Raw genomic sequence first — 22,001 nt, 5'->3', positions numbered from 1 at the left:
CCCAATAAATAGGGAGTTTTAGAATTATTTATCGTGAAATTTAGTTTCAATTATACTTGAATCACACCCAAATTAAATTTCTTTTCAATAGGTGAGTGGTTAGCAGCTTCGATCCCCATAGAAATCCAAGTTCTGGTTTCCAGCGGGTCAATAATAGCGTCTGTCCACAAATGGGCCGCAGCATAATAAGGAGAGACTTGTTCGTCATAACGGGCTTTAATTTTAGCAAATAATTCGGCTTCTTTAGCTTCATCCACAATTTCTCCTTTTCCTTTTAGAGAAGAAGCTTCAATTTGGGCCAGTACTTTTGCGGCTTGTGTTCCCCCCATTACAGCGAGTTCGGCACTTGGCCAAGCAAAGATTAATCGAGGATCGAATGCTTTGCCACACATGGCATAATTTCCTGCGCCATACGAATTTCCTACTACGACAGTGAATTTTGGTACTACTGAATTGGAAACTGCGTTTACCATTTTGGCACCGTCTTTTATAATGCCACCATGTTCGGATTTGGAACCAACCATAAAACCAGTAACATCCTGAACAAAAACCAATGGAATTTTCTTTTGATTGCAATTGGCAATAAAACGGGTTGCTTTATCTGCCGAATCCGAATAGATTACTCCGCCAAATTGCATCTCGCCTTTGGTTGTTTTAACTACTTTTCTTTGATTGGCGACAATTCCCACGGCCCAACCATCAATTCTGGCATAGCCTGTAATAAGTGATTGGCCGTAACCTTCTTTGTAAGCTTCAAACTCTGAATTGTCTACCAAACGATTGATGATTTCCATCATGTCGTATTGTTCGTTTCTGGCTTTTGGCAGAATACCGAAGATTTCTTTTTCGTCCAAAGCAGGTTTTTCTGCTTTTATACGATTGAATCCCGCTTTGTCAAAATTACCTATTTTATCGACAATATTTTTTATTTTGTCCAATGCATCTTTGTCGTCTTTTGCCTTGTAATCCGTTACACCAGAAATCTCACAATGTGTAGTTGCTCCACCCAAGGTTTCATTATCGATGCTTTCGCCAATGGCTGCTTTAACCAAATAACTTCCTGCCAAGAAAATACTTCCCGTTTTGTCCACAATCAGAGCTTCATCACTCATAATGGGAAGGTAGGCACCACCTGCAACACAGCTGCCCATTACGGCTGCAATTTGAGTAATTCCCATACTGCTCATTATGGCGTTGTTTCTAAAGATGCGTCCAAAATGTTCCTTGTCTGGAAAAATTTCGTCTTGCAAAGGCAAATAAACACCAGCACTATCAACCAAATAGATGATAGGCAAACGATTTTCCATTGCTATTTCTTGAGCTCTTAGGTTTTTCTTTGCAGTAATAGGAAACCAGGCACCTGCTTTTACGGTAGCGTCATTGGCTACGACGATGCATTGTTTTCCTTTGATGTATCCTATTTTGACAATCACCCCTCCCGATGGACATCCTCCATGTTCAGCGTACATTTTTTTACCTGCAAAAGCCCCAATCTCAATAGATTTTGCATTCTCATCCAGCAGATAATCAATACGTTCCCGAGCGGTCATTTTGCCTTCGGCGTGAAGTTTTTCGATTCGTTTTTCGCCACCACCAAGTTTGACTTTGGCAAATTTTTGTCTGAGTTCAGACAATAAAAGTTTATTGTGATCTTCGTTTTTATTGAAGTTTAAATCCATAGGTGTGAAATGTATTTTTTTAACGACCGCTAATTTACGAAAACGATTGAAATTTTTTTATTTATATAGATAATTTTAAATTTTTAGCAATTTAATGTTCTTTAAAATCATATAAAAATAAAAACCTCGCTATTTTTCCAGATAACGAGGTTTAGAAATTAATTTCAATTCTAGAATCAAGAATTTAATTGTACATTTTCGTATAATATTCATCGACCATTCGAGCTGAATCAAAGAAAGGTACAATTTGTTTCATGCTGGTTTCAACCAAATCCCACCATTCGTCTGGAGTATCATAATATAGAGGCAATATTTCCTCTTCAAGCATTCGGTATAAATTGTCTAAATCCATTTGGTCTTGTTGATAGGTTGGAATGTTGTGATCAACAATTGGTAGCACAAATGAATTTTTGGTTTCATTTAAATCTTTGAATTCGCGAACCCATCCGTCATTGGTCGAAAAATTAATAGATCCATTCATTGCAGCAGTTACTCCAGATGTTCCAGAAGCTTCTCGGGTTACTCTTGGATTGTTTAGCCAAACATCGGATCCTTTTTTTAATTGGCGGGATAATTTTAATTCATGACCGATAAGTACTGCCATATTTTTGAATTCTTTGCTAATGTGTGAAAGATTGTCAAAATTGTGAATGGCTCCATAGTCAGTAGGGTATGGTTTTCCTGCAAAAATAATTTGAATTGGTCTTTTGGTGTCTGTCATTAGACTTCTGAATTTTTCAATATTTCTAGTGATTAAATCTGGTCTTTTGTAATCGGCAAATCGTCTTGCCCATACAATAGTAAGAACTTCAGGATCAAATATTTTTCCGGTTTGATCGGCTACAACTTCAAAAAGCTTGGTTTTAAGTCTCTTTTTTCGATTAATTAATTCTTCTCGGTCTTTGCTTGCATGCGCATCATCTAGCCATGGGTCAACCCAATATTTTTTGTTTTGAGCATTGGTAATATGTGTTATTGGGCAAATTCCGCTGAAATCTTTCCACATGTCTCTAGAAACTTCACTATGCAATTTTGATACTCCATTTGCTTTATGGCTCAATCGTAATGCTACTAGGGAATGGTTGAAAGTGTTATCCTGAATGCCTGTTATTTCTCTGACCGTTTCTAGCGGTATGCCGTCAAAAAAACTTAAATTTTCAAGTAAATAAATATCGTGTTTTTCATTTCCGGCTTCTTCGGGAGTGTGGGTAGTAAAAACCATTTTTTCTTTGATTTTCTCAACGCTTTTGTATTTGTTATACAAATGAAAAACAGAAGAAACGGCATGAGCTTCATTTAAATGATAGATATCAGGTTCATAGTCCAAAGCGTCCAGTAATTTGGCTCCGCCTAATCCTAAAACCATTGTTTGGGCTATTTTGGCACTTGGATCAGAATCGTATAGCCTGAATGTTGTTGATTTGGCTAGATAATCATTTTCAGGTAAATCTGTTGAAAGAAAAAACATAGGTACTGTTCCGAAGATTTCCGGTTTTAAGAAATAAGCTCTAATCCAAACATCGTGATTATTTATTTTTATGGTGAATCGTATGTTGGTGTCTTCAAGGAAGCTGTAGTTCTTCTCCCTAAAAAGCGAACCCATCGAAAGATCTTCTTTTAGGTATTGGTCATAATATCCTTTTTTCCATAAAATTCCAATTCCAATTAAGTTTTGTTTCAAATCATAGGCACTACGCATTTGTGATCCTGCCAAAAAACCTAATCCCCCAGAATAAATTTTTAGGCATTGATCGATTGCAAATTCCATGGAGAAGTAAACGGCCGATTTTTTGTATTTTTTATCAAATGCGTAGGGATGTCTGTATTTTTCGGGTAAACTCTTACTCATATTTGTATAGATTTTAAAGTTAGTTACCTAACAAATTTAAATAATTTGTTTGTGAAATTGGTTTTTAAAAGGTTATATGTTTTACTTGTAATGTGTTATTTATCAGTTTTTTGAACGATAACGTTTGAGCGATGTTGTAATAAATGTAGAAAGAGTTTTTTTTTATAATATGAGTCGATTTATATCCTGATTTTTTAAATTATTCTTAATTGCTTTTTGTGAGTTATAAAGTTTTAATGCAAAACGTAAATTATATAAGTTTTAAAACGAAATGTATAACTGTAACAGTTTATTCTGGATCTAATTTTGTTCAAAATTAAAAAGCTGTGGTGTCAACTGTAAAATTATCTTCATTTATATTTTTTTTCCTTTTTTTTGTTTCATCTTCAAATGCTCAAGTTCAAGCATTGTTTAATGATAAGGTAGAACTTAAAACCATGGTTGCCCGTTGGGAACTAGACTCGACTGCGGCAAGGGGAACTTTTTTAGTTACTCCATATAAAGCCATTTATGTTTTACCTTTTGTCTGGTCCAATAATCCAAATGAGCAACCGCATTCGGGAAATACTTCGCCAGAATATATTCCGCCAGCGAAGGTTGACTATGATGTTGTGGAGATGAAATTTCAGTTGAGTTTTAAAACTAAAATTCTACAGGGTTTTTTATGGGGACATGCAGATTTGTGGGTTGCTTATACCCAAATTTCGCATTGGCAAATTTATAATACAGAATTATCTCGCCCATTCAGGGAAATTAATTATGAACCTGAAATTATTCTTAACTTTCCAGTTAAGTTTAAAGTATTGGGATTTAAAACCAGAATGATTGGTATGTCATTCAATCACGAATCAAACGGAAAAAGCTATCCTAATACCAGAAGTTGGAACAGAGTTATTTTGATGACCGGTTTCGAAAGAAAAAATTGGAATATCTACATCAGACCTTGGTATGTAATCCCAGAATCTAAAGGAGATAATCCTGATATTTCAAGCTATATTGGAAATGCTGATGTAAATGTTATTTATACAAAAAATAAAAGTGTTCTTACTTTTATTGGAAGTCATAATTTTAATTTAGAAGGAAATATGAGAGGTAGTTCTACTTTTTCCTGGGCATATCCCATAAAAGGAAATCTAAGAGGCTATTTGCAGGTTTCTCACGGTTATGGAAACTCATTGATTGATTATAACCACAATCAAACTACTGTGGGTGTTGGGGTTTCATTGATTGAATGGCAATAGTGTATTACTTTAAAAACAAAAGAAAATGCCTTTCAAAATCTTTGAAAGGCATTTTTGAGTATAAGATTGTTTGTTAAATGCTATTCCTCTTCACGCTGTCCCATCATCATTAGGTAAGCCTTTAGGAATCCGTCAATGTTTCCGTTCATTACGCTGTCAACGTCGCTGGTTTCCTGTCCTGTTCGAACGTCTTTAACGAGTTTATAAGGCTGCATTACGTAATTACGTATTTGAGATCCCCATTCGATTTTCATTTTGCCTGCTTCTATGTCAGAGCGTTGTTCCTGCTGTTTTTTAAGCTCAATTTCATACAATTGAGAACGTAACATTTGCATTGCACGGTTTCTATTGTCGTGCTGCGAACGGGTTTCTGAACACTGAATCTGAATTCCGGTTGGTTTGTGGGTCAATTGAACTTTGGTTTCTACCTTGTTTACGTTTTGACCTCCAGCACCACTGGAACGTGCAGTTACGATTTCGATATCGGCAGGGTTGATTTCAATCTCAATGGTGTCGTCAACAAGCGGATAGACATAAACCGAGGCAAACGAAGTATGTCTTTTGGCGTTACTGTCAAAAGGGGAAATACGCACCAATCGGTGTACGCCATTTTCACCTTTTAGATATCCAAAAGAATAATCTCCTTCAATTTCAAGAGTTACCGTTTTTATTCCCGCAGCATCTCCTTTTTGAAAATTCAGTTCCCTTATTTTGTAGCCTTCTTTTTCGGCCCACATCATGTACATTCGCATGAGCATTTCGGCCCAATCGCAACTTTCGGTACCACCAGCTCCGGCTGTAATTTGAAGTACGGCACTCAAACTATCACCTTCTTCCGAAAGCATGTTTTTGAATTCTATCGCTTCAATATGTGCTTGAGTTGAATTGTACTGATCGTCTAATTCTTCGGGAGTTAGCTCCCCTTCTTTGTAGAAATCATAAGCAAGCTGCAACTCGTCTGTCATCTCAACAGCCTTGTTGTAATCTTCTATCCATTTCTTTTTGCTTCTAAGGTTTTTTACAAGAATTTCGGCCTCTTTGGCGTTATTCCAAAAGTCAGGGGCAAAGGTTTTCTCTTCTTCGTTGGCAATTTCGATAAGCTTGGCATCAACGTCAAAGATACCTCCTCAACGCACCAAGGCGTTCTACAATACCTTTTATTTGTTCGGTAGTTGTCATAAATTATAGTAGTTTTGTGTCGAAAATTATTGGGTTAGCAGTATTAGCCCTGATAGCAGTGGAAATCCCACGCTTTTGGGCGTGGATTGCAACGAATAGCAGGAATAGCTCCTAATAATTTTACTAGTTTTGAATACAAAAATAGGATATAGTTTTTAGATTATGGAAATAAATTTGATTAGCGATACAATTACCAAACCATCTGTGGAAATGTTGCAATACATGTTTAACGCTCAAGTGGGGGATGATGTGTACAAGCAAGATCCAACTGTTATAGCACTTGAAGCGAGATTGGCGGGGATGTTTGGTATGGAGGCGGGGCTTTTTTTCCCGTCTGGTACTATGGCGAATCAAACAGCTATTAAGTTGCATACGCAGCCTGGTGAGCAATTGATTGCGGATAAATATGCCCATGTGTATCATTATGAAGGAGGAGGCGTTTCGTTTAACAGCGGTGTTTCATGCTGTTTGCTAGATGGAGATAGAGGAATGATTACAGCCGAACAAGTGGCTGGTGCGATAAATGATCCCGAGTTTTACCATAGTCCTTTGACGAGTTTGGTTTGTGTGGAAAATACGACGAATAAAGGAGGAGGAGCTTGTTATGACTTGGAAGAATTAAAGAAAATAAAAGCGGTTTGTGATGCCAATAGTTTAAAATTCCATTTGGATGGTGCCCGAATTTGGAATGCCGTGGTTGCCAAAAAGCAACATCCAAGAGAATTTGGAACTTTGTTTGATACGATTTCGGTTTGTTTATCCAAAGGATTGGGAGCACCAATTGGCTCAGTACTTTTGGCTGATAAAGCCACTATTCACAGAGCATTACGTATCCGGAAAATATTGGGTGGCGGTATGCGTCAGGTGGGATATTTGGCGGCTGCAGGGAATTTTGCTTTAGATCACAATATTGCCAAATTAGTTGATGACCATAGAAGAGCCAGAGAAATTGCAGAAGTTTTGTCACGCCAACTTTGGATTGGTAAAATCGAACCAGTGGAAACTAATATTCTGATTTTTGCGCTTCGAGAAGGCTTAAATGAAAAAGTTTTTATAGAGAAATTAAAAGAGAAAAATATTCTAATTAGTGCGTTGGGACATGGAAAACTCCGAATTGTTACGCATCTTGATTACAAAGAGGTGATGCATACTTATGTTTTGGAAACGTTGCAGAAGATTACTTTGTAAGTTTTTAAGATTGTTTAATATGGTTTAAGTTTGTTTAAAGGTTTAAAATGGTTTAATACGTTTTCATGAAATGAGAATATTCATTTTCAATCATATAACACAAAGCCCAGATTCTAAGATAGAATTTGGGCTTTGTTTGCTTTAAGAGCATTCAGTTTTTGCATTAAAACGAATTTTAAAACTTTAAACAACTTTAAACAATTTTAAACCCTTTCTTTTTTATTTAAACATGTCTTCCATTCCTGGAATCATTGGCATATCCATTTTGGCAACGGCATCTAATTCGGCTTGGTTGATTTTTGCTGCTTTTTCTATCGCTTTGTTTAGTACCAGAATCAAGTAATCTTCCAGTTGCTCTTTGTCTTCCAATAATGAATCATCAATAGTGATTGATTTAATTTTGGTATTTGCGGTCAAAGTGACTTTCAATAAGTTGTCGCTACTTTGTTCGTCAATTAGTACAGTGTCTAAACGTTTTTTAGTATCTTCGATTTTTTGTTGGGTTTCTCTAAGTTTACCCATCATTCCCATTAAATCCATTTTGGTGATTTTTAAATTATTGAAGGACAAAATTACTGAATTAGATTTTTATATACGTTAAATAAGGTTTAAAACGAATTCGATTTAAAATCGCTTTGTGTTATTTTTGCATTTTTAAATACTAAAACCCCGCGCAAACAATGCCAGAAAATAGTTTACCTCCCATAGCCAAAGTAATCCCTAAGAAATTAAAGAAATTTGGCGAAGTCAGAATCGATAATTATTTTTGGTTAAACGATAGGGAAAACCAAGAGGTTATTGATTATTTGAATCAAGAAAATGCCTATTACCAAGAAAAAACGGCCCATACCAAAGATTTTCAAGCAGCTCTTTTCGAAGAAATGAAAAGCAGAATTAAGGAAGACGACCAATCGGTTCCTTATTTGTACAATGGGTATTATTATATTACCCGGTTTGAAAAAGGCCAGGATTATCCAATTTATTCCCGAAAAAAAGAAAGCCTTTCAGCGAAAGAAGAAATACTGTTCAATTGCAATGAAATGGCGAAGGGTAAGCCTTATTTTCAATTGGGAGCATTGAGTATTAGTCCAGATAATAAATTGGCTCTCTTTAGCTATGATATCGTTGGGAGAAGAATTTATACCATCGAGATAAAAAATCTTGAAACCAACGAAATTTTAGAAGACAAAATTGAAAATGTTACTGGAAACGCTGTTTGGGCCAATGATAATAAAACTATATTTTACTCGGATCAAGACGATGTTACCTTGCGTTCGCATAAAATTTTTAAGCATAAATTAGGCGCAAAACAATCCGATGACGTATTGGTTTATTTTGAAGAAGACGAAACTTTCAATGTCGAAATTGCAAAGTCAAAATCGCAAAAATACTTGGCGATTGAATCGGATAGTACTTTGACTACCGAATACCAAATTCTGGATGCCGATAATCCTGATGGTGAATTTAAGATTTTTCAGAAACGAGTTCGCGGAATGGAATACAGCATTAGTCATTATGGGGATAGTTTTTATATTATGACCAATAAGGATAAAGCAGAGAATTTTAAACTGATGAAAACTTCTGTAAATAAAACTTCTAAAGCCAATTGGGTTGAAGTTATTGCGCACAGAAAGGATGTTTTGTTGGAAGATATTGAAATTTTTAAGGACTTTTTGGTGGTTGAGGAACGTGAAAACGGATTGAATAAAATTCGAATTATACCTTGGAGTGGAGAAGGGGAGTATTACCTTCCTTTTGAAAGCGAAACCTATACCGCTTATACAACTTCTAATGTTGATTTTGATACCGATATTTTGCGTTACGGGTACCAGTCCATGGCAACACCTTCTTCGATTATTGATTTCAATATGAAGACGAAAACTAAGGAGATTAAGAAAGAGCAAGAAGTACTTGGTGGAAAGTTTGATAAAAACAATTATACCGAAGAACGTGTTTGGGCCACAGCAGAAGATGGGGTTAAAATCCCTATTTCTATGGTATATCGAAAAGGTTTGAAGAAAGATGGAAAGAATCCATTACTCCAATATGCTTATGGTTCTTATGGGCATTCTATGGATGCTACATTTTCATCGACACGACTGACCTTATTGGATAGAGGATTTATTTTTGCCATTGCACACATACGCGGTGGTGAAGATTTGGGCAGGCAATGGTATGAACACGGTAAGTTGCTAAAGAAGAAAAATACATTTACCGATTTTATAGATTGTTCCAAATTTTTAATAGCCGAAAAATATACTTCTCCGCAGCATTTGTATGCCGAAGGTGGCTCGGCCGGTGGTTTGTTGATGGGGGTTGTTGTTAATAATGCCCCTGAATTATACAATGGTGTTATTGCGCAAGTAGCTTTTGTAGATGTTATAACCACGATGCTTGATAATAGTATTCCGCTTACTACAGGTGAGTATGATGAATGGGGGAATCCTAATATTCGTAAGTATTATGACTACATGTTGTCGTATTCTCCGTATGATAATGTATTGCCTCAAAAATATCCAAATATGTATGTGTCAACTGGATTGCATGATTCTCAGGTACAATACTGGGAACCAGTTAAATGGGTGGCTAAATTACGTGCTTTAAAAACTGATAAAAACCTCTTGTTTTTGGATACAAATATGGATGCAGGACATGGCGGAGCGTCAGGCCGCTTTGAAGCTATTAAAGAATTGGCAAAAGAGTATAGTTTTTTATTAGATTTAGAGAAAATTGAAAACTAATTAGATTTTTTTTGTTAGATTTGCATGATATCGGGGTGAATTAAAAAAATGCTCTCAGATAAACTATTTTTTTATGAAAGAAGAAATAAATGCTTATAATAATGTTTTAGAGTTAATAGGTAATACTCCACTTATTAAACTAAACAGTGTAACCGAGAATTTAAAGGGTAATTTCTATGCAAAAGTTGAATCCTTTAATCCGGGACACTCATCGAAAGATAGAATAGCTTTATACATCATCGAAGAAGCAGAAAAGCAAGGGATTTTATCGCCAGGCGATACCATAATAGAAACTACTTCTGGAAATACAGGTTTTAGTTTGGCAATGGTAAGCATTATTAAAGGGTACAATTGTATTCTTGCGGTAAGCTCGAAATCTTCAAAAGACAAGATTGATATGTTACGGAGTTTGGGTGCCAAAGTATATGTTTGCCCAGCACACGTTTCCGCAGACGATGATCGATCTTATTATAATGTAGCAAAACGCTTGCATGAAGAAACGAAAGGATCTGTTTATATTAATCAATATTTTAATCAATTAAATATTGATGCACATTACAAGTCGACTGGGCCAGAAATTTGGAAACAAACAAATGGAAGAATCACTCATCTTGTAGCTTGCAGCGGAACTGGAGGAACAATTTCTGGGACGGCTAAATATCTAAAAGAGCAAAACCCTAACGTTAAGATACTTGGTGTTGATGCTTTTGGTTCGGTTTTAAAAAAATACCACGAAACGAAAGAATTTGATAATGATGAAATCTACCCTTATAGAATAGAAGGATTAGGTAAAAATTTAATCCCATCAGCTACAGATTTTGATATTATAGATAAATTTATCAAAGTATCCGACGAAGAAAGTGCTCACTCAGCAAGAGAGATTACCAGAAAAGAAGGCTTATTTGTTGGTTATACCTCAGGAGCTGTAATGCAAGCAATCAAGCAATATGCAGAAGAAGGAGAGTTTGATGAAAACAGTAATGTTGTTGCAATTTTTCCTGATCACGGATCTCGCTATATGAGTAAAGTGTTTAGTGATGAATGGATGAATGATCAAGGATTTTTTGATAGTATTAATGAAGAAGAAGTTCAGAAAGTTGAATTTATAAAATAATTAACAACTTTTTTAAATATAAAACTCCAGTTCTCAACTGGAGTTTTTTTTATGCTTAAAATTTGAATTTTCTGGTTTTTGTATTATGATTTTTTAGGGGTTTTATTTGATGCAGGTTAAAAATATGGGGAATATTTTTTTTCGGGTGTTGTGTATTTATCAAAGTAATTGTTAAAATGGCTTGTATTTATATTTTATAATAACCATGACATGCTTGTTTTTGAATATACATCATGATTATTGCTTTTTGTTTTATTCGATTTTAGTGAATATATCGAGTATTTTAACTCTTTGTCGGGATATTTTGGTACAAGCATGATCTATGTCATAAATTTGAAATTAATAAATAAGGCCACAATATTTATTTCTGCAAATTTTAAACCTACTACAACTTATGAAAAGAAAAATACTCTATACTGCTGTGTTAGTATTTAGTTTTTTAGCTAATGCTCAAACACCAATTCAAGAATTTAATTTTGATGGTACATTTAGTAATACGAAAAATGATATTTCATTTTCGGGTAATGCTAAATTTGTAGCCGATAGAACAGGTACGGCTAATGAAGCTATACGTGTTGCAAATGGCTATTTGGAAGCAACTGCACTTAATTTGCCTGTTGCAAATTCGTCAAGAACAGTTTCAATTTGGGTAAAATACAATGATATTTCCGCAGCAAATCATATTTGGGGCTATGGTTCTACCTATAATGCACGCTATTTTGGGTTATTACAACAAAGTACAACCACAAAACAATCTGATTTAAATCTTGCAGGATGGGGGCCTACGAATGATGTTATAGTAACTACAACTCTTGCTCAGAATACGTGGTATAATTATGTTGTCACTTACGATGGGCTTACTTCTAAAATTTATAGAAACGGGGAGTTAATAAAGTCGTCTATTAGTCCAAGAAAGTTAACCTCGGGTATCGTTTTTACCATTGGTAAAATGGGAACATCTGTTAGTATCAATGCTGATATTGATGATTTAAAAATATATGACGTTGCTTTGTCTGCTGAGGAAGTAGCGGAATTGTACAACAGTAGTCCTGTACTAGCTCCAAACGAGGTTGTTTCGGTAAGTGCAACCACTAAAAAAAGCGCAAAAAAAGGTAGTGTAAAACCAGTTAAAGAGACTACGGTTACAACTACAGCAAAGCAAGAATTAGTGTTGTCTACCCCCGTTGAAACCACTGTAATTAAATCATCTGAAATTTATTCTACACAAGGCTTGAAAGTATTTACTAGCAATAAGAGTCAGATTGATATTACGAATCTTCCAGAAGGGACTTATTTGTTAAAAGTTACAAACCAAAATCCAAATACACAAAAGGTAACGGTTAAATAGCTTTTTTTGTTTTTAAAAATATAAGGCTGAATTTCATAAATTCAGCCTTTTTTATGCAAAAAAAACTCTAGAATTTCTAGAGTTTTAGTTGTTTTGATAGCCTTGAAAATTATTCTTCCATTGTATGATAAACGTTCATCACATCATCATCTTCTTCCATTTTTTCAATTAATTTTTCAACATCGGCCATTTCGGCTTCAGTTAATTTTTTAGTAATTTGTGGAATTCTTTCAAAACCAGAAGATAATATTTCTAATTTTCTGTTCTCTAATTCTTTTTGAATGGTTCCAAAACTACCAAAAGGAGCATAAATTAAAATTCCGTCTTCGTCTTCGAAAACTTCTTCAGCACCAAAATCTATTAGTTCCAGTTCTAATTCTTCTGGATCAATGCCTTCTTTTGGTATTCTAAAATTACAAGTATGGTCAAACATAAACTCTACAGATCCTTGAGTTCCCATAGTTCCATTACATTTGTTGAAATAACTTCTAACGTTTGCTACTGTTCTATTGTTGTTGTCTGTAGCAGTTTCAATTAAAAGTGCTATTCCATGAGGAGCGTAACCTTCAAATAATACTTCTTTATAGTTGGCAGTGTCTTTATCAGTTGCTTTTTTGATAGCGCGTTCAACATTGTCTTTTGGCATATTGGCTGCCTTAGCATTTTGAATTACGGCTCTTAATCTTGAATTGGCTTCAGGATTTGGGCCACCTTCTTTTACTGCCATTACAATATCTTTACCAATTCTGGTAAAGGCTTTGGCCATTGCTGACCAACGTTTCATTTTTCTACCTTTTCGGAACTCAAATGCTCTTCCCATTTCTTATTGTTATTTTGAGCTGCAAAAATACAGCTATTCCTTATTTTTCCAAAAACCTATAGAAAATCTTTTGAAAAATAGTGAGTTATTAATTCGTTTTATTTTGTTTTAATACTTTGTAGTCGGCTATAATACCTATTGCTTCATTAATATAATGATTGGATCTAAGATTATCGAGTTGCATTTTGTTATATTCGATAAGTGAAGGGTAAATTTCAAGCAGTGATTTGTTGTATTCTGAATTTGATACATTCAAATTTAAATCATCTGTTTTGAAATTAGTGATTTCTTCGGATAGATTGTTGATGTTACTTTGGTTTTCAAAAACGGCTTCCAGAGTCATTGGGATTTCAAACTTTGATTTCTTTATAACAGCATCAATCTTTGAATTGAGCGCAATAATGGAGTTGAAATAGGGATCTTGGGCTACTCTGGTTCTGCTTTTTTGTGCAAGAGATTCAATTAATTCATTACTTATATATGGGGTAAAGCGTATTCTTGTGTTTAGGCTTTCATTTTTTAAAGCTGTTGGAAAATCGCTTTCTTTTTGAAAAACGTCTTGATAAATAGTTGGAATTTGGACATCTGGAATAACTCCAACAGCTTGATGACTTTTTCCTGTGATTCTATAAAATTTACTTAGCGTTAGTTTTACAAAATGCTGATCATCATTTTTTTCCAAAGGAACAATAGTTTGCATGGTAGCTTTTCCTAAAGAAGTGCTTCCTATCAAAAGCGCTCGGTTATAATCTTGCATGATGGAAGCACAAAATTCACTTGCTGAGGCGGAATTTCCATTGATGATGATAACAATTGGTCCTTTGTAAATTACGCCTTTGTACGGGTCGTTTATTACAGATAATTGTTTTTTATTATCAACGACTATAGAAATTGGCCCGTAATCAATAAATAAACCGGCTAGTTTTACTGCTTCTTCCATAGAACCACCACCATTGTCTGTTAAATCAAGAACCAATCCTTTGATGTTGTCTTTCATTAATTTAATGGTTTCTTTGGCAACATCTTGTGCGCAGCCCTTACCGCTTCCTCCTTCAAAATTGGAGTAAAAACTCGGTATTTTTATATATCCTATTTTAATTTCTTTATCGATTATAAAGCTATAGACCGTGTTTTCTTCATCTTTTAAGACTTGTTTTTCTATATTTACCTTGAAGCTTTTTCCTGAATTCCGCTTAATGGTTAGCGTTATATTGATGTTTAACTCTGATGACATTAGAGTAGCTATGGATTCTAATGAGGAGCAGGAAACTTCTAGTGTTTCTTTTTGATTGGAAACTGCAATAATTTGATCTCCTTTTTTGATTTTGCCAGTTCTAAATGCAGGTCCATTCGGGTCTATTTCATCTACAATAATTTCATTTTTATTATTTAGACTGACGTCCAATCCCAATGAAAGTTTTTCTTTGGATAAAGTCGATACAAAACTGGACTTGGTGTCGTTGCTGAAATAATTGGTATGAGGGTCAAAATAACCGCAAAAAATATTAAAAAGATTGTCTTCAAACGATTTGCTATCGGAGAGTAGAACATTGATTTTGCAAAGTTCATTATCAATAATGCTTTTTTTCGATGCATGACTCATCGAATTAAAATTTAGTTTTAAAGAATCTATGTTTTTACTTTTTTCAGAGATATCATTTAATACTTCAAACCTCATTTTTTTATATAAGGCTTTTTCAACATCATTTTCTTTTAGATAGAAATAAAAGTCTCTTTGTTTAAATCGGATAGTGTCTTTTATGCTGAAATCAATGGTTTCTCGGCTGAGTTTTTCTAAAATAGTTTTGTTTCTCAGTAATGATTTTTTGTATTCACTTTTTATGTCAGTAATAAAAAAGCAATCTTTTTTAAAGATGAGATTATCCAAGTTGAGGCGGTACTTTTTGGATAATGTATCAACCTGTGATTTCAAAAAAATGTTTCTAGAAGCATCGAGTTCATCGAATAATTTGTCAAAAAGATAAGCCGACAAACTGTCGTTTATCGGCTTTGGGCTAAAGTGCTCTTGTTGGAGCAGTTTATTTATTTTGAATAAAATATCACAACTTGTATCGCTATTTTGCGCAAATAGAGAGAATGTGGAAAATAGAAATACAAATGAGATTTTTTTCATATAAGCTATTTATTTTTTATAAAAAGGAAGTTTTACCACTTTGGCAGGAACATCATTTTTTCTGATTCGGATATAAATATCACTATCAATGGTGCTATTTTTCGTAGTCACATAACCCAAACCGATTCCTTTATTCATAGAAGGAGACATAGTCCCGGATGTTACAATTCCAATTACAGCTCCAGAACCATCAACTATTTCATAATCATGTCTTGGTACTGCACGCTCTTGCATTTCAAAAGCAACTAATTTTTTGGTAACACCTTCTTCTTTTTGCTTTTTTAAATTGTCTGAATTTGTGAAATCTTTATTGAATTTGGTAATCCATCCTAAACCAGCTTCTAGAGGTGATGTTGTATCGTTGATGTCGTTTCCGTATAAACAGAAGCCCATTTCCAATCGCAAAGTATCTCTTGCTGCCAATCCAATAGGTTTAATATCATAAGCAGCTCCAGCCTCAAAAACTTTGTTCCAAATGGTTTCTACTTCGTCGTTTTTGCAATAAATTTCAAATCCGCCAGAACCAGTATAACCCGTTGCAGAGATGATAACATTAGGGAAACCTGCAAAATCGGCTACTTCAAAATGGTAATAAGCAATGGCTGATAAATCTATAGAAGATAAAGATTGCATAGCCTCAACAGCTTTTGGTCCTTGAATCGCCAATAAAGAATATTCATCCGATAGATTTTTCATTTCAACACCCAAATCATTGTGCGACGAAATCCAATTCCAATCTTTGTCAATATTAGATGCATTTACAACTAGTAAATACTTTTCTTCTTCCATTTTATAGATAATCAAATCATCTACAATTCCGCCGTCATTATTAGGCAAGCAAGAATATTGGGCTCTTCCAATAGTCAAAGTCGCAGCATCATTTGAAGTTACTTTTTGGATCAAAGCCAAAGCATTTGGACCAGTAAGTATAAACTCTCCCATGTGCGACACATCAAAAACACCTACTGCATTTCGAACCGTTTCGTGTTCTGCATTTACCCCTTCATAAAGAATAGGCATATTGTATCCAGCAAACGGTAGCATTTTCGCTCCCAAACCCTCATGTATGTGCGTTAAAGCAGTATTTTTCATTGTTTTTTTATATAATTATTAAAGTGCTAATTTATAGTTTTTATTTTGCTTGGCAAAGCCTATAAACGTTGAAATGTATTTAAAAAGAATAGCTTCTTTGAAGAGTTGTAAATAATCGATAATTTATAAATTGCTGCATTTATGTTTAAAGTGCTTACTTATTTTAAAATGAATGTTTTGTAGTTTATTTTTTAAAGTAATCATTTAAATAATAAGCTTTAAAAATTGAAGCTTAAAAAGTTTTTTTTTACTTTAATTTTTACTTTCAATAATTTCTTTTATAATATTAAGATGGTGATTGGTATGAATTTTTATAAAACGAATTGTAGCTTTCAAATTCAAGTATCCCATAAAAGGATGTTCAAAGTAGTGGTTTGCGGAAAGTGCATTTAATTTTTCTAAGTTGGTTTTTCCTTTTTCAAGATGGGAGATTAAAGAATCAGTATTGAAATCTTCATTTGGTCGAACGGCTCTTGGTGCTTTGACTTTTCCTCTTGGAATTTTATACAGTGTAAAAACCAGAATGCGATTAAGGTTAAAAGTTCTTTTGTAATTTTCTGGATTCGATTTGTGAATGGATTCGAGAACTAAGTTCATAGTTAGTAAAGCATGTTCAATGTGCCAGCCTACAGAAGATTTAGAAACCAATGGATTCATTAGTTCTTGATGTGGGATTATGTTTTCTAACTCAATCAGCAGTTTTTTTAGTTCTTCCATAATAATTTAATTCGGCTCTTTTGGTTTCTAGAAAAGTAAATATAATGGATTCTAATAAAAAACATTAGTCACATCAAAAAAATAGTTGAGATTGGGTTTGAATCATTTTTGTAAAACTACCTCTCATTTCTTTGTTCAACAAGCAATTTAAGATTTCTTTGCTTGATTGGATTTCTGTATTGTATGCAATATGGAGTATGATATTGATGACTTTGGAGAAATTCAATTTGTATTTCGTTCCATTCGGTTATGCTGAGATTTGGTTTTGTATGTTTTATTTCATAATACAGATTGGTTCCAATACGTTCAAAACTATCGGTACCGAGATATTCCAGGTCGGCATCAGCCAGTATGGATTCTAATTTTGTTTTTGGTTCTTGCGGAATAGAAGTAGCGCGTATCATTCCTGCAATGATTTCGATATCTATTTTCGTATACCCAAACTGAGGTAATTTGTCTTTGGCTAATTCAATGCTTGCTTCTTCATGTCCATCAGAAACGGAGTAGATAAATCCAGCGTCATGAAACAGAGCAGCTGTTTTTATGAGTAGAATTTCTTCGTCAGTTATGTTTTCTTTGTGTGCAATATATTCAGACATTCTTATAACATGTTCGGTATGCCTCCAATCATGATAGGTTAAAAAAGGTGCTAAGTTTTCTTTTAAAGAATTCATAACGGTATGGCATAGTAAGTCCCAGTTTTTCATATCCTAATGCTTAGCTCTATTTCTTAAAATGCCACCTCTTGCTTCTTTGATGTATTGAATGTACATAAAGGCATGCGGATCTAATTGGCTAACTTCTTCTTTTATCCTAAGCAGTTCTAGTCGTGTTACAACTGTTATTATAATGTCACAATCTGTTTTCTCGTGGAATGCATGTGGCAAAAAACCTCTTTCTCCCTTAATAACTGTAATTCCTTTTCCAAATTGTTGTACGATTAATGATTTTATAGCCTCGCTTTTGGATGAAATAATATGCAAAGAAGTGTATTGTTCTATCCCATGAGCAATGTAATCGAGACATTTTATTGCCGAAAAATAAGTGACTATGGAGTATAAAGCAGTACTTATGCCAAATGACCATGCTGCACAAAGAAATAGTGCAGTGTTAATTCCAAAAATTACTTCCGATACATTAAGACCAATCTTCCGAGTGGTAAATAAGGCAAGTATTTCGATACCATCTGCGGCTGCACCACTCCGGATGACAAATCCCATTCCCATTCCAATTAAACATCCTCCAAATAGAGCAATTAATAACCGATCGGATGTTACGGGTTGAATTTCAATAAATGTCATGCTCGCTGCTATCATTATAAACGTGATTAAACTTTGTATGGCAAAAGTTTTACCTAGAACGGCTTTTCCAATAAATAAAAAAGGAATATTCAACACCAGTACTAAAATTCCAAAAGAGATGTGTGTAATTTCATGAATGAGTATGGAAGCTCCAATAACCCCGCCATCCAAAAATTTATTGGGAATCATAAACCCTTTTAATGCCAATGTGATTAAAGCTACTCCAACCAAATTGAGAATGATATTTTTCAATTCGAATATTTCTTTCCAGTCTATGGGTTCTTGGTTGAATTTCATATTTCCTTTGGTTTTAATGATGAAGTTAGTTTGAAAATAGATGTATGGTGTTCAAAAACAAATAGTTATTGTTGTAAATTTAAGAAAATTACTTCTTTTGGATTCTTATTTTATATTTATTTTTTGCAAATACCGTTTTAGCATGTTTAATTCTTATATTTTCTTGTTATTTGTTAATTTTTAATTTTAAAAGCATTAAATTTGGTTAATGCTTTGATTAATTTAATGAAAAGCTACATTTTACTTTCCCCAAGTCGACTTTTTAACCTATAAATTTTATTGGAATTAATTAATCTTTTAAATCTAAAATTTATGAGTAAAAATGTTCAGATAGTTTTGACTGTCGATGCCAACAGTCTCTATCAAATGTCAAATCCATCCCAAGAAGAAATTGATACCGTGAGTACTTTATCTGATGATAATGATGGCATTTCTGAAAATGGAAAAGTCCAAGGCTTTATGTCTAATGTATACCCTGGCCATAACGTAGAATGGATAGGTTCAACCACAGATGACGGTTATTCTGTTGCAATAGACAGAATCGTTTATGATTTTGATTTGAATGATCCTAATGATAAATGTTTTTTGGAAGATGATGTTACTATTAGCGGAACAGGTGGCTGTAATAGCAAAGTTGTGGCCACTATTAAAGACCAAGTTGAAATGGCTAAAACGCAAAACATTTATAAAATAGAATTTAGCATTCATTATAATGATGTGGCTAAATCGTATTTGATAGATCCAAAACTAATTATCAATGGATGATATACATTGTGTATTAATTTGTCGTTGAATATTATAGAAGCATTGTAATTTTTATTGTGATGACAAATTTTAATTTTTTTTAGAAGCTTTTATTCCCGAAATCTGCCATTTTCTGCTTGATTTTTATATGGTAAGTACCTATTTTTAACCTAAAACATTAAATTGAAGTGGACAGTAAACTAAAATTTTATTTGACAGAAAAAGGATTTCTAAAAATACGTTTGTCTAAGGGAGGAAAAGTTAAAATCACCTTAGAAGTAAAAGCGAAAAAGCTATATGAATATTTGAATACAATTGTACCACCAAATAAACCTGAACCTAGTACAGTTGATAGTTGTTGTAAGTTAAGAGATAACAACTACGGAAAAACTAAAAACAGCAAAGTTGCCGATTTTGTTTCTCAAGTTTATCTCCACAAAAATGTAAAGTGGGTTGGTAAATCTAATGATAAAGAATATTCAATTGCAATTGACAGTATAGTATATCATTCAAAAAGTAAAGACACTAACGATGTTAATTTTTTTAATGATAAAACGATTTTTGGAAGTGGAGGGGAGAATAGTATTGTGGAAGCTCGAGTCAAAGAGGATTTAAGATTAATAAACAAAGAAGATATATATACTATAAATTGTAGTGTTTATAAGGATGCTTCGAATAAAAAAAGTTTTCATATTGATCCAAAATTAGGTGGCAATATATGATTCAGAAAAAAGATTTTAATTATTTCAAGAAAAGCGCAGTATTGGTATTACTGCTTTTTTTTCAGCAATTTGATGGTTTTGCTCAAAATCAAAAAGTAGCTGACAGTCTTGTGAAAATCTACAAAAAAAACACCCTTAATAATTCTGAAAAAATGGAGTTATTAAGAAATTTGTCATTTAATGAGTCAAATAATCTGCAATTAGCTTTGAAATATGCTCGGGAACTCATTGCATTAGCGAAGTCTGAGAATAACTATTTGTATCTATATAGGGGATATAATCAAAGTGGGAATAAATTTATCCTTACCGGAGATTATAATAAAGCACTAGATTCCTATTTTAAGAGTGCCCAAGCAGCTGTAAAAGCTCAGTATGTACCGGGTGAAGGGATGAGCTATACGTGTATTGCTAATGTGTATTCCACGATGGGAAACGCAAAAAATGCTGAAGTATATTATGACAAAGCCATCCAGATATTAAGAAAGGCAACAAATCAAATTGCATTAGCAACTGCTTTACTTAATGCTGGCGACGAATATTCCAAGAATTTAAAATTGAATTTGGCCTTAAATTACTTTAATGAGGCTGGCACTATATTCAAAAGTGAAGATTATCAAATAGGTGTTGCCTATACTTTAGGGAACACAGGTATGGTCTATGCCAAACAAGGAAAGGACGAATTGGCTATTAAATATATTAATGCGGCTATTTCAATTTTAGAAAAACAAGAGGATTATTACGGCGTATCGGATTACCTTTTCTATATGTCGGATATCTATTTTAAACAAAAAGACTGGAAATCAGCACTTTATTACGCGAAAAGGAGTTTGAAACTTGCACAAAAGCAAGGGTTAAAGGAGCAAGTCCAAAAGTCAAGTTTAATGCTTTCTGATTTATATCAACAAACAGGAAATATACCAGAAGCATTCTCTTATTATAAAAAATTTATTATCTATCGGGACAGTATCAAAAATCTTGCGGAGGTTGAGAAGATGGGTAATTTGAGAACTGATTTTGAGGTTTCAAAGAAACAAGCAGAAGTCGATTTGATGATGCAACAAAAACGTACCCAAAAAATAATTGCCATTTCTTCCATAGTTTCATTGGTTTTGGTTTTCTTTCTGGCTGTTGGTTTATTCAGAAGATATCGTTTTATCAAGAAAACGAATAGTATCATTGAAGCAGAAAGAAAGCGATCAGATACTTTACTGTTGAATATTCTTCCTGAAGAAACAGCATTGGAGTTAAAAGAAAGTGGTAAAGTAGTAGCCAAAAGATTTGAATCGGTTACTGTTTTATTTACCGATTTTGAAGGCTTTACCCAGTATGCCGAAAACTTGTCACCAGAAAAATTAGTGGAGAGTGTCGATTATTACTTTTCAAAATTTGATGCGATTATTGAAAAGTACGATTTGGAAAAAATAAAAACATTGGGTGATTCTTATATGTGTGCCGGTGGATTGCCTTTTCCTACAGAAGATCATGCTCGCAAAATGATTTTGGCTGCCCAAGAAATTTTAGAATTCGTAAAGCATTCGAACAGGGAAAACCCGCTCAATCATACCCGTTTCAATATCCGTATTGGAATTAATACAGGTCCAGTTGTTGCAGGAGTAGTGGGAACCAAGAAATTTGCCTATGACATTTGGGGTGATACCGTAAATATTGCTTCTAGAATGGAGTCGAATTCAAGTCAAGGAAAAATCAATATTTCTGAAAATACATTTTCCATTGTAAAAGACTCTTTTGATTGTGAGTACAGGGGGGAAGTTGAAGTCAAAAACAGAGGAATGATGAAAATGTATTTTGTAAACAATGAAAGGTGAAAAATGAAG

General features: G+C 33.9%; 18 protein-coding genes. 8 read left to right on the top strand and 10 right to left on the bottom strand.

Annotated elements, in window-relative coordinates:
* Positions 1-50: 50 nt before the first annotated feature.
* A complete protein-coding gene (locus B0E44_RS01010; RefSeq protein ID WP_077370341.1) occupies positions 51-1,679 on the bottom strand; it encodes an acyl-CoA carboxylase subunit beta in 1,629 nt (542 codons plus the stop codon).
* 184 nt (positions 1,680-1,863) lie between these two features.
* Positions 1,864-3,528 carry an alpha-glucan family phosphorylase gene (glgP, locus tag B0E44_RS01005; RefSeq protein WP_077370340.1) on the bottom strand — a complete coding sequence of 555 codons (1,665 nt, stop codon included), beginning with the start codon at positions 3,526-3,528 and terminating at the stop codon, positions 1,864-1,866.
* A gap of 326 nt (positions 3,529-3,854) precedes the next feature.
* On the opposite strand from glgP, the gene B0E44_RS01000 reads away from it, so the two are divergent.
* Complete coding sequence (locus B0E44_RS01000; RefSeq protein WP_254423225.1) at positions 3,855-4,769, top strand: phospholipase A; 915 nt, start codon at positions 3,855-3,857, stop codon at positions 4,767-4,769.
* A gap of 80 nt (positions 4,770-4,849) precedes the next feature.
* Here B0E44_RS01000 and prfB read toward each other — a convergent pair.
* Positions 4,850-5,948, bottom strand: a protein-coding gene (prfB, locus tag B0E44_RS00995) for a peptide chain release factor 2 (protein WP_124019257.1) whose coding sequence is annotated in 2 segments (ribosomal slippage) — positions 4,850-5,884 and positions 5,886-5,948 — 1,098 coding nt in all. Because the reading frame shifts where the segments join, the coding sequence is not laid out codon by codon here.
* Positions 5,949-6,110: 162 nt separating this feature from the next.
* Here prfB and B0E44_RS00990 point away from each other — a divergent pair.
* Positions 6,111-7,136 carry a low specificity L-threonine aldolase gene (locus B0E44_RS00990; protein ID WP_077370338.1) on the top strand — a complete coding sequence of 342 codons (1,026 nt, stop codon included), beginning with the start codon at positions 6,111-6,113 and terminating at the stop codon, positions 7,134-7,136.
* Positions 7,137-7,355: 219 nt separating this feature from the next.
* Here B0E44_RS00990 and B0E44_RS00985 read toward each other — a convergent pair whose 3' ends face one another.
* Complete coding sequence (locus tag B0E44_RS00985; RefSeq protein ID WP_077370337.1) at positions 7,356-7,676, bottom strand: YbaB/EbfC family nucleoid-associated protein; 321 nt, start codon at positions 7,674-7,676, stop codon at positions 7,356-7,358.
* Between the two features lie 140 nt (positions 7,677-7,816).
* Between B0E44_RS00985 and B0E44_RS00980 the strand changes: the two genes are divergently transcribed.
* From B0E44_RS00980 to B0E44_RS00970, 3 genes are all read left to right on the top strand, one after another.
* A complete protein-coding gene (locus tag B0E44_RS00980; protein WP_077370336.1) occupies positions 7,817-9,877 on the top strand; it encodes a S9 family peptidase in 2,061 nt (686 codons plus the stop codon).
* 73 nt (positions 9,878-9,950) lie between these two features.
* Positions 9,951-10,991, top strand: coding sequence for a PLP-dependent cysteine synthase family protein (locus tag B0E44_RS00975; RefSeq protein ID WP_077370335.1), 1,041 nt, complete (start codon positions 9,951-9,953; stop codon positions 10,989-10,991).
* 394 nt (positions 10,992-11,385) lie between these two features.
* Positions 11,386-12,339 (top strand): LamG-like jellyroll fold domain-containing protein, encoded by a 954-nt coding sequence (locus tag B0E44_RS00970; protein ID WP_077370334.1) that lies wholly within the window; start codon positions 11,386-11,388, stop codon positions 12,337-12,339.
* Positions 12,340-12,448: 109 nt separating this feature from the next.
* Here B0E44_RS00970 and B0E44_RS00965 read toward each other — a convergent pair whose 3' ends face one another.
* From B0E44_RS00965 to B0E44_RS00940, 6 genes are all read right to left on the bottom strand, one after another.
* Entirely contained in the window at positions 12,449-13,159 is a 711-nt protein-coding gene (locus tag B0E44_RS00965) for a YebC/PmpR family DNA-binding transcriptional regulator (protein ID WP_077370333.1), read from the bottom strand.
* 88 nt (positions 13,160-13,247) lie between these two features.
* The gene (locus B0E44_RS00960; protein ID WP_077370332.1) at positions 13,248-15,293 is read right to left on the bottom strand and encodes a S41 family peptidase; all 2,046 of its coding nucleotides are present in this window, start codon (positions 15,291-15,293) and stop codon (positions 13,248-13,250) included.
* A gap of 9 nt (positions 15,294-15,302) precedes the next feature.
* The gene (gene gcvT / locus B0E44_RS00955; protein WP_077370331.1) at positions 15,303-16,385 is read right to left on the bottom strand and encodes a glycine cleavage system aminomethyltransferase GcvT; all 1,083 of its coding nucleotides are present in this window, start codon (positions 16,383-16,385) and stop codon (positions 15,303-15,305) included.
* Positions 16,386-16,637: 252 nt separating this feature from the next.
* Positions 16,638-17,102, bottom strand: coding sequence for a DUF1569 domain-containing protein (locus tag B0E44_RS00950; protein WP_077370330.1), 465 nt, complete (start codon positions 17,100-17,102; stop codon positions 16,638-16,640).
* Positions 17,103-17,218: 116 nt separating this feature from the next.
* Complete coding sequence (locus B0E44_RS00945) at positions 17,219-17,809, bottom strand: HD domain-containing protein (RefSeq protein WP_077370329.1); 591 nt, start codon at positions 17,807-17,809, stop codon at positions 17,219-17,221.
* 3 nt (positions 17,810-17,812) lie between these two features.
* Positions 17,813-18,700: a YitT family protein gene (locus B0E44_RS00940; RefSeq protein WP_077370328.1), complete on the bottom strand. Its 888-nt coding sequence runs from the start codon at positions 18,698-18,700 to the stop codon at positions 17,813-17,815.
* Positions 18,701-19,012: 312 nt separating this feature from the next.
* On the opposite strand from B0E44_RS00940, the gene B0E44_RS00935 reads away from it, so the two are divergent.
* The 3 genes from B0E44_RS00935 (at position 19,013) to B0E44_RS00925 (ending at position 21,992) form a co-directional block, all read left to right on the top strand.
* Entirely contained in the window at positions 19,013-19,465 is a 453-nt protein-coding gene (locus B0E44_RS00935) for a hypothetical protein (RefSeq protein WP_077370327.1), read from the top strand.
* Between the two features lie 191 nt (positions 19,466-19,656).
* Positions 19,657-20,166, top strand: a complete 510-nt coding sequence (locus B0E44_RS00930; protein ID WP_124019256.1) for a hypothetical protein — start codon at positions 19,657-19,659, stop codon at positions 20,164-20,166.
* On the top strand, positions 20,163-21,992 hold the full coding sequence (locus tag B0E44_RS00925; RefSeq protein WP_124019255.1) for an adenylate/guanylate cyclase domain-containing protein: 1,830 nt from the start codon (positions 20,163-20,165) through the stop codon (positions 21,990-21,992). The genes B0E44_RS00930 and B0E44_RS00925 overlap by 4 nt, the downstream gene beginning before the upstream one ends.
* The last annotated feature ends 9 nt before the right edge of the window (positions 21,993-22,001 follow it).

The sequence above is a fragment of the Flavobacterium sp. A45 genome, assembly GCF_002001005.1.
Lineage (GTDB): Bacteria > Bacteroidota > Bacteroidia > Flavobacteriales > Flavobacteriaceae > Flavobacterium.
Note: the sequence above shows the minus strand (reverse complement) of the source record. Positions and strands in the feature narration are given on the sequence as shown.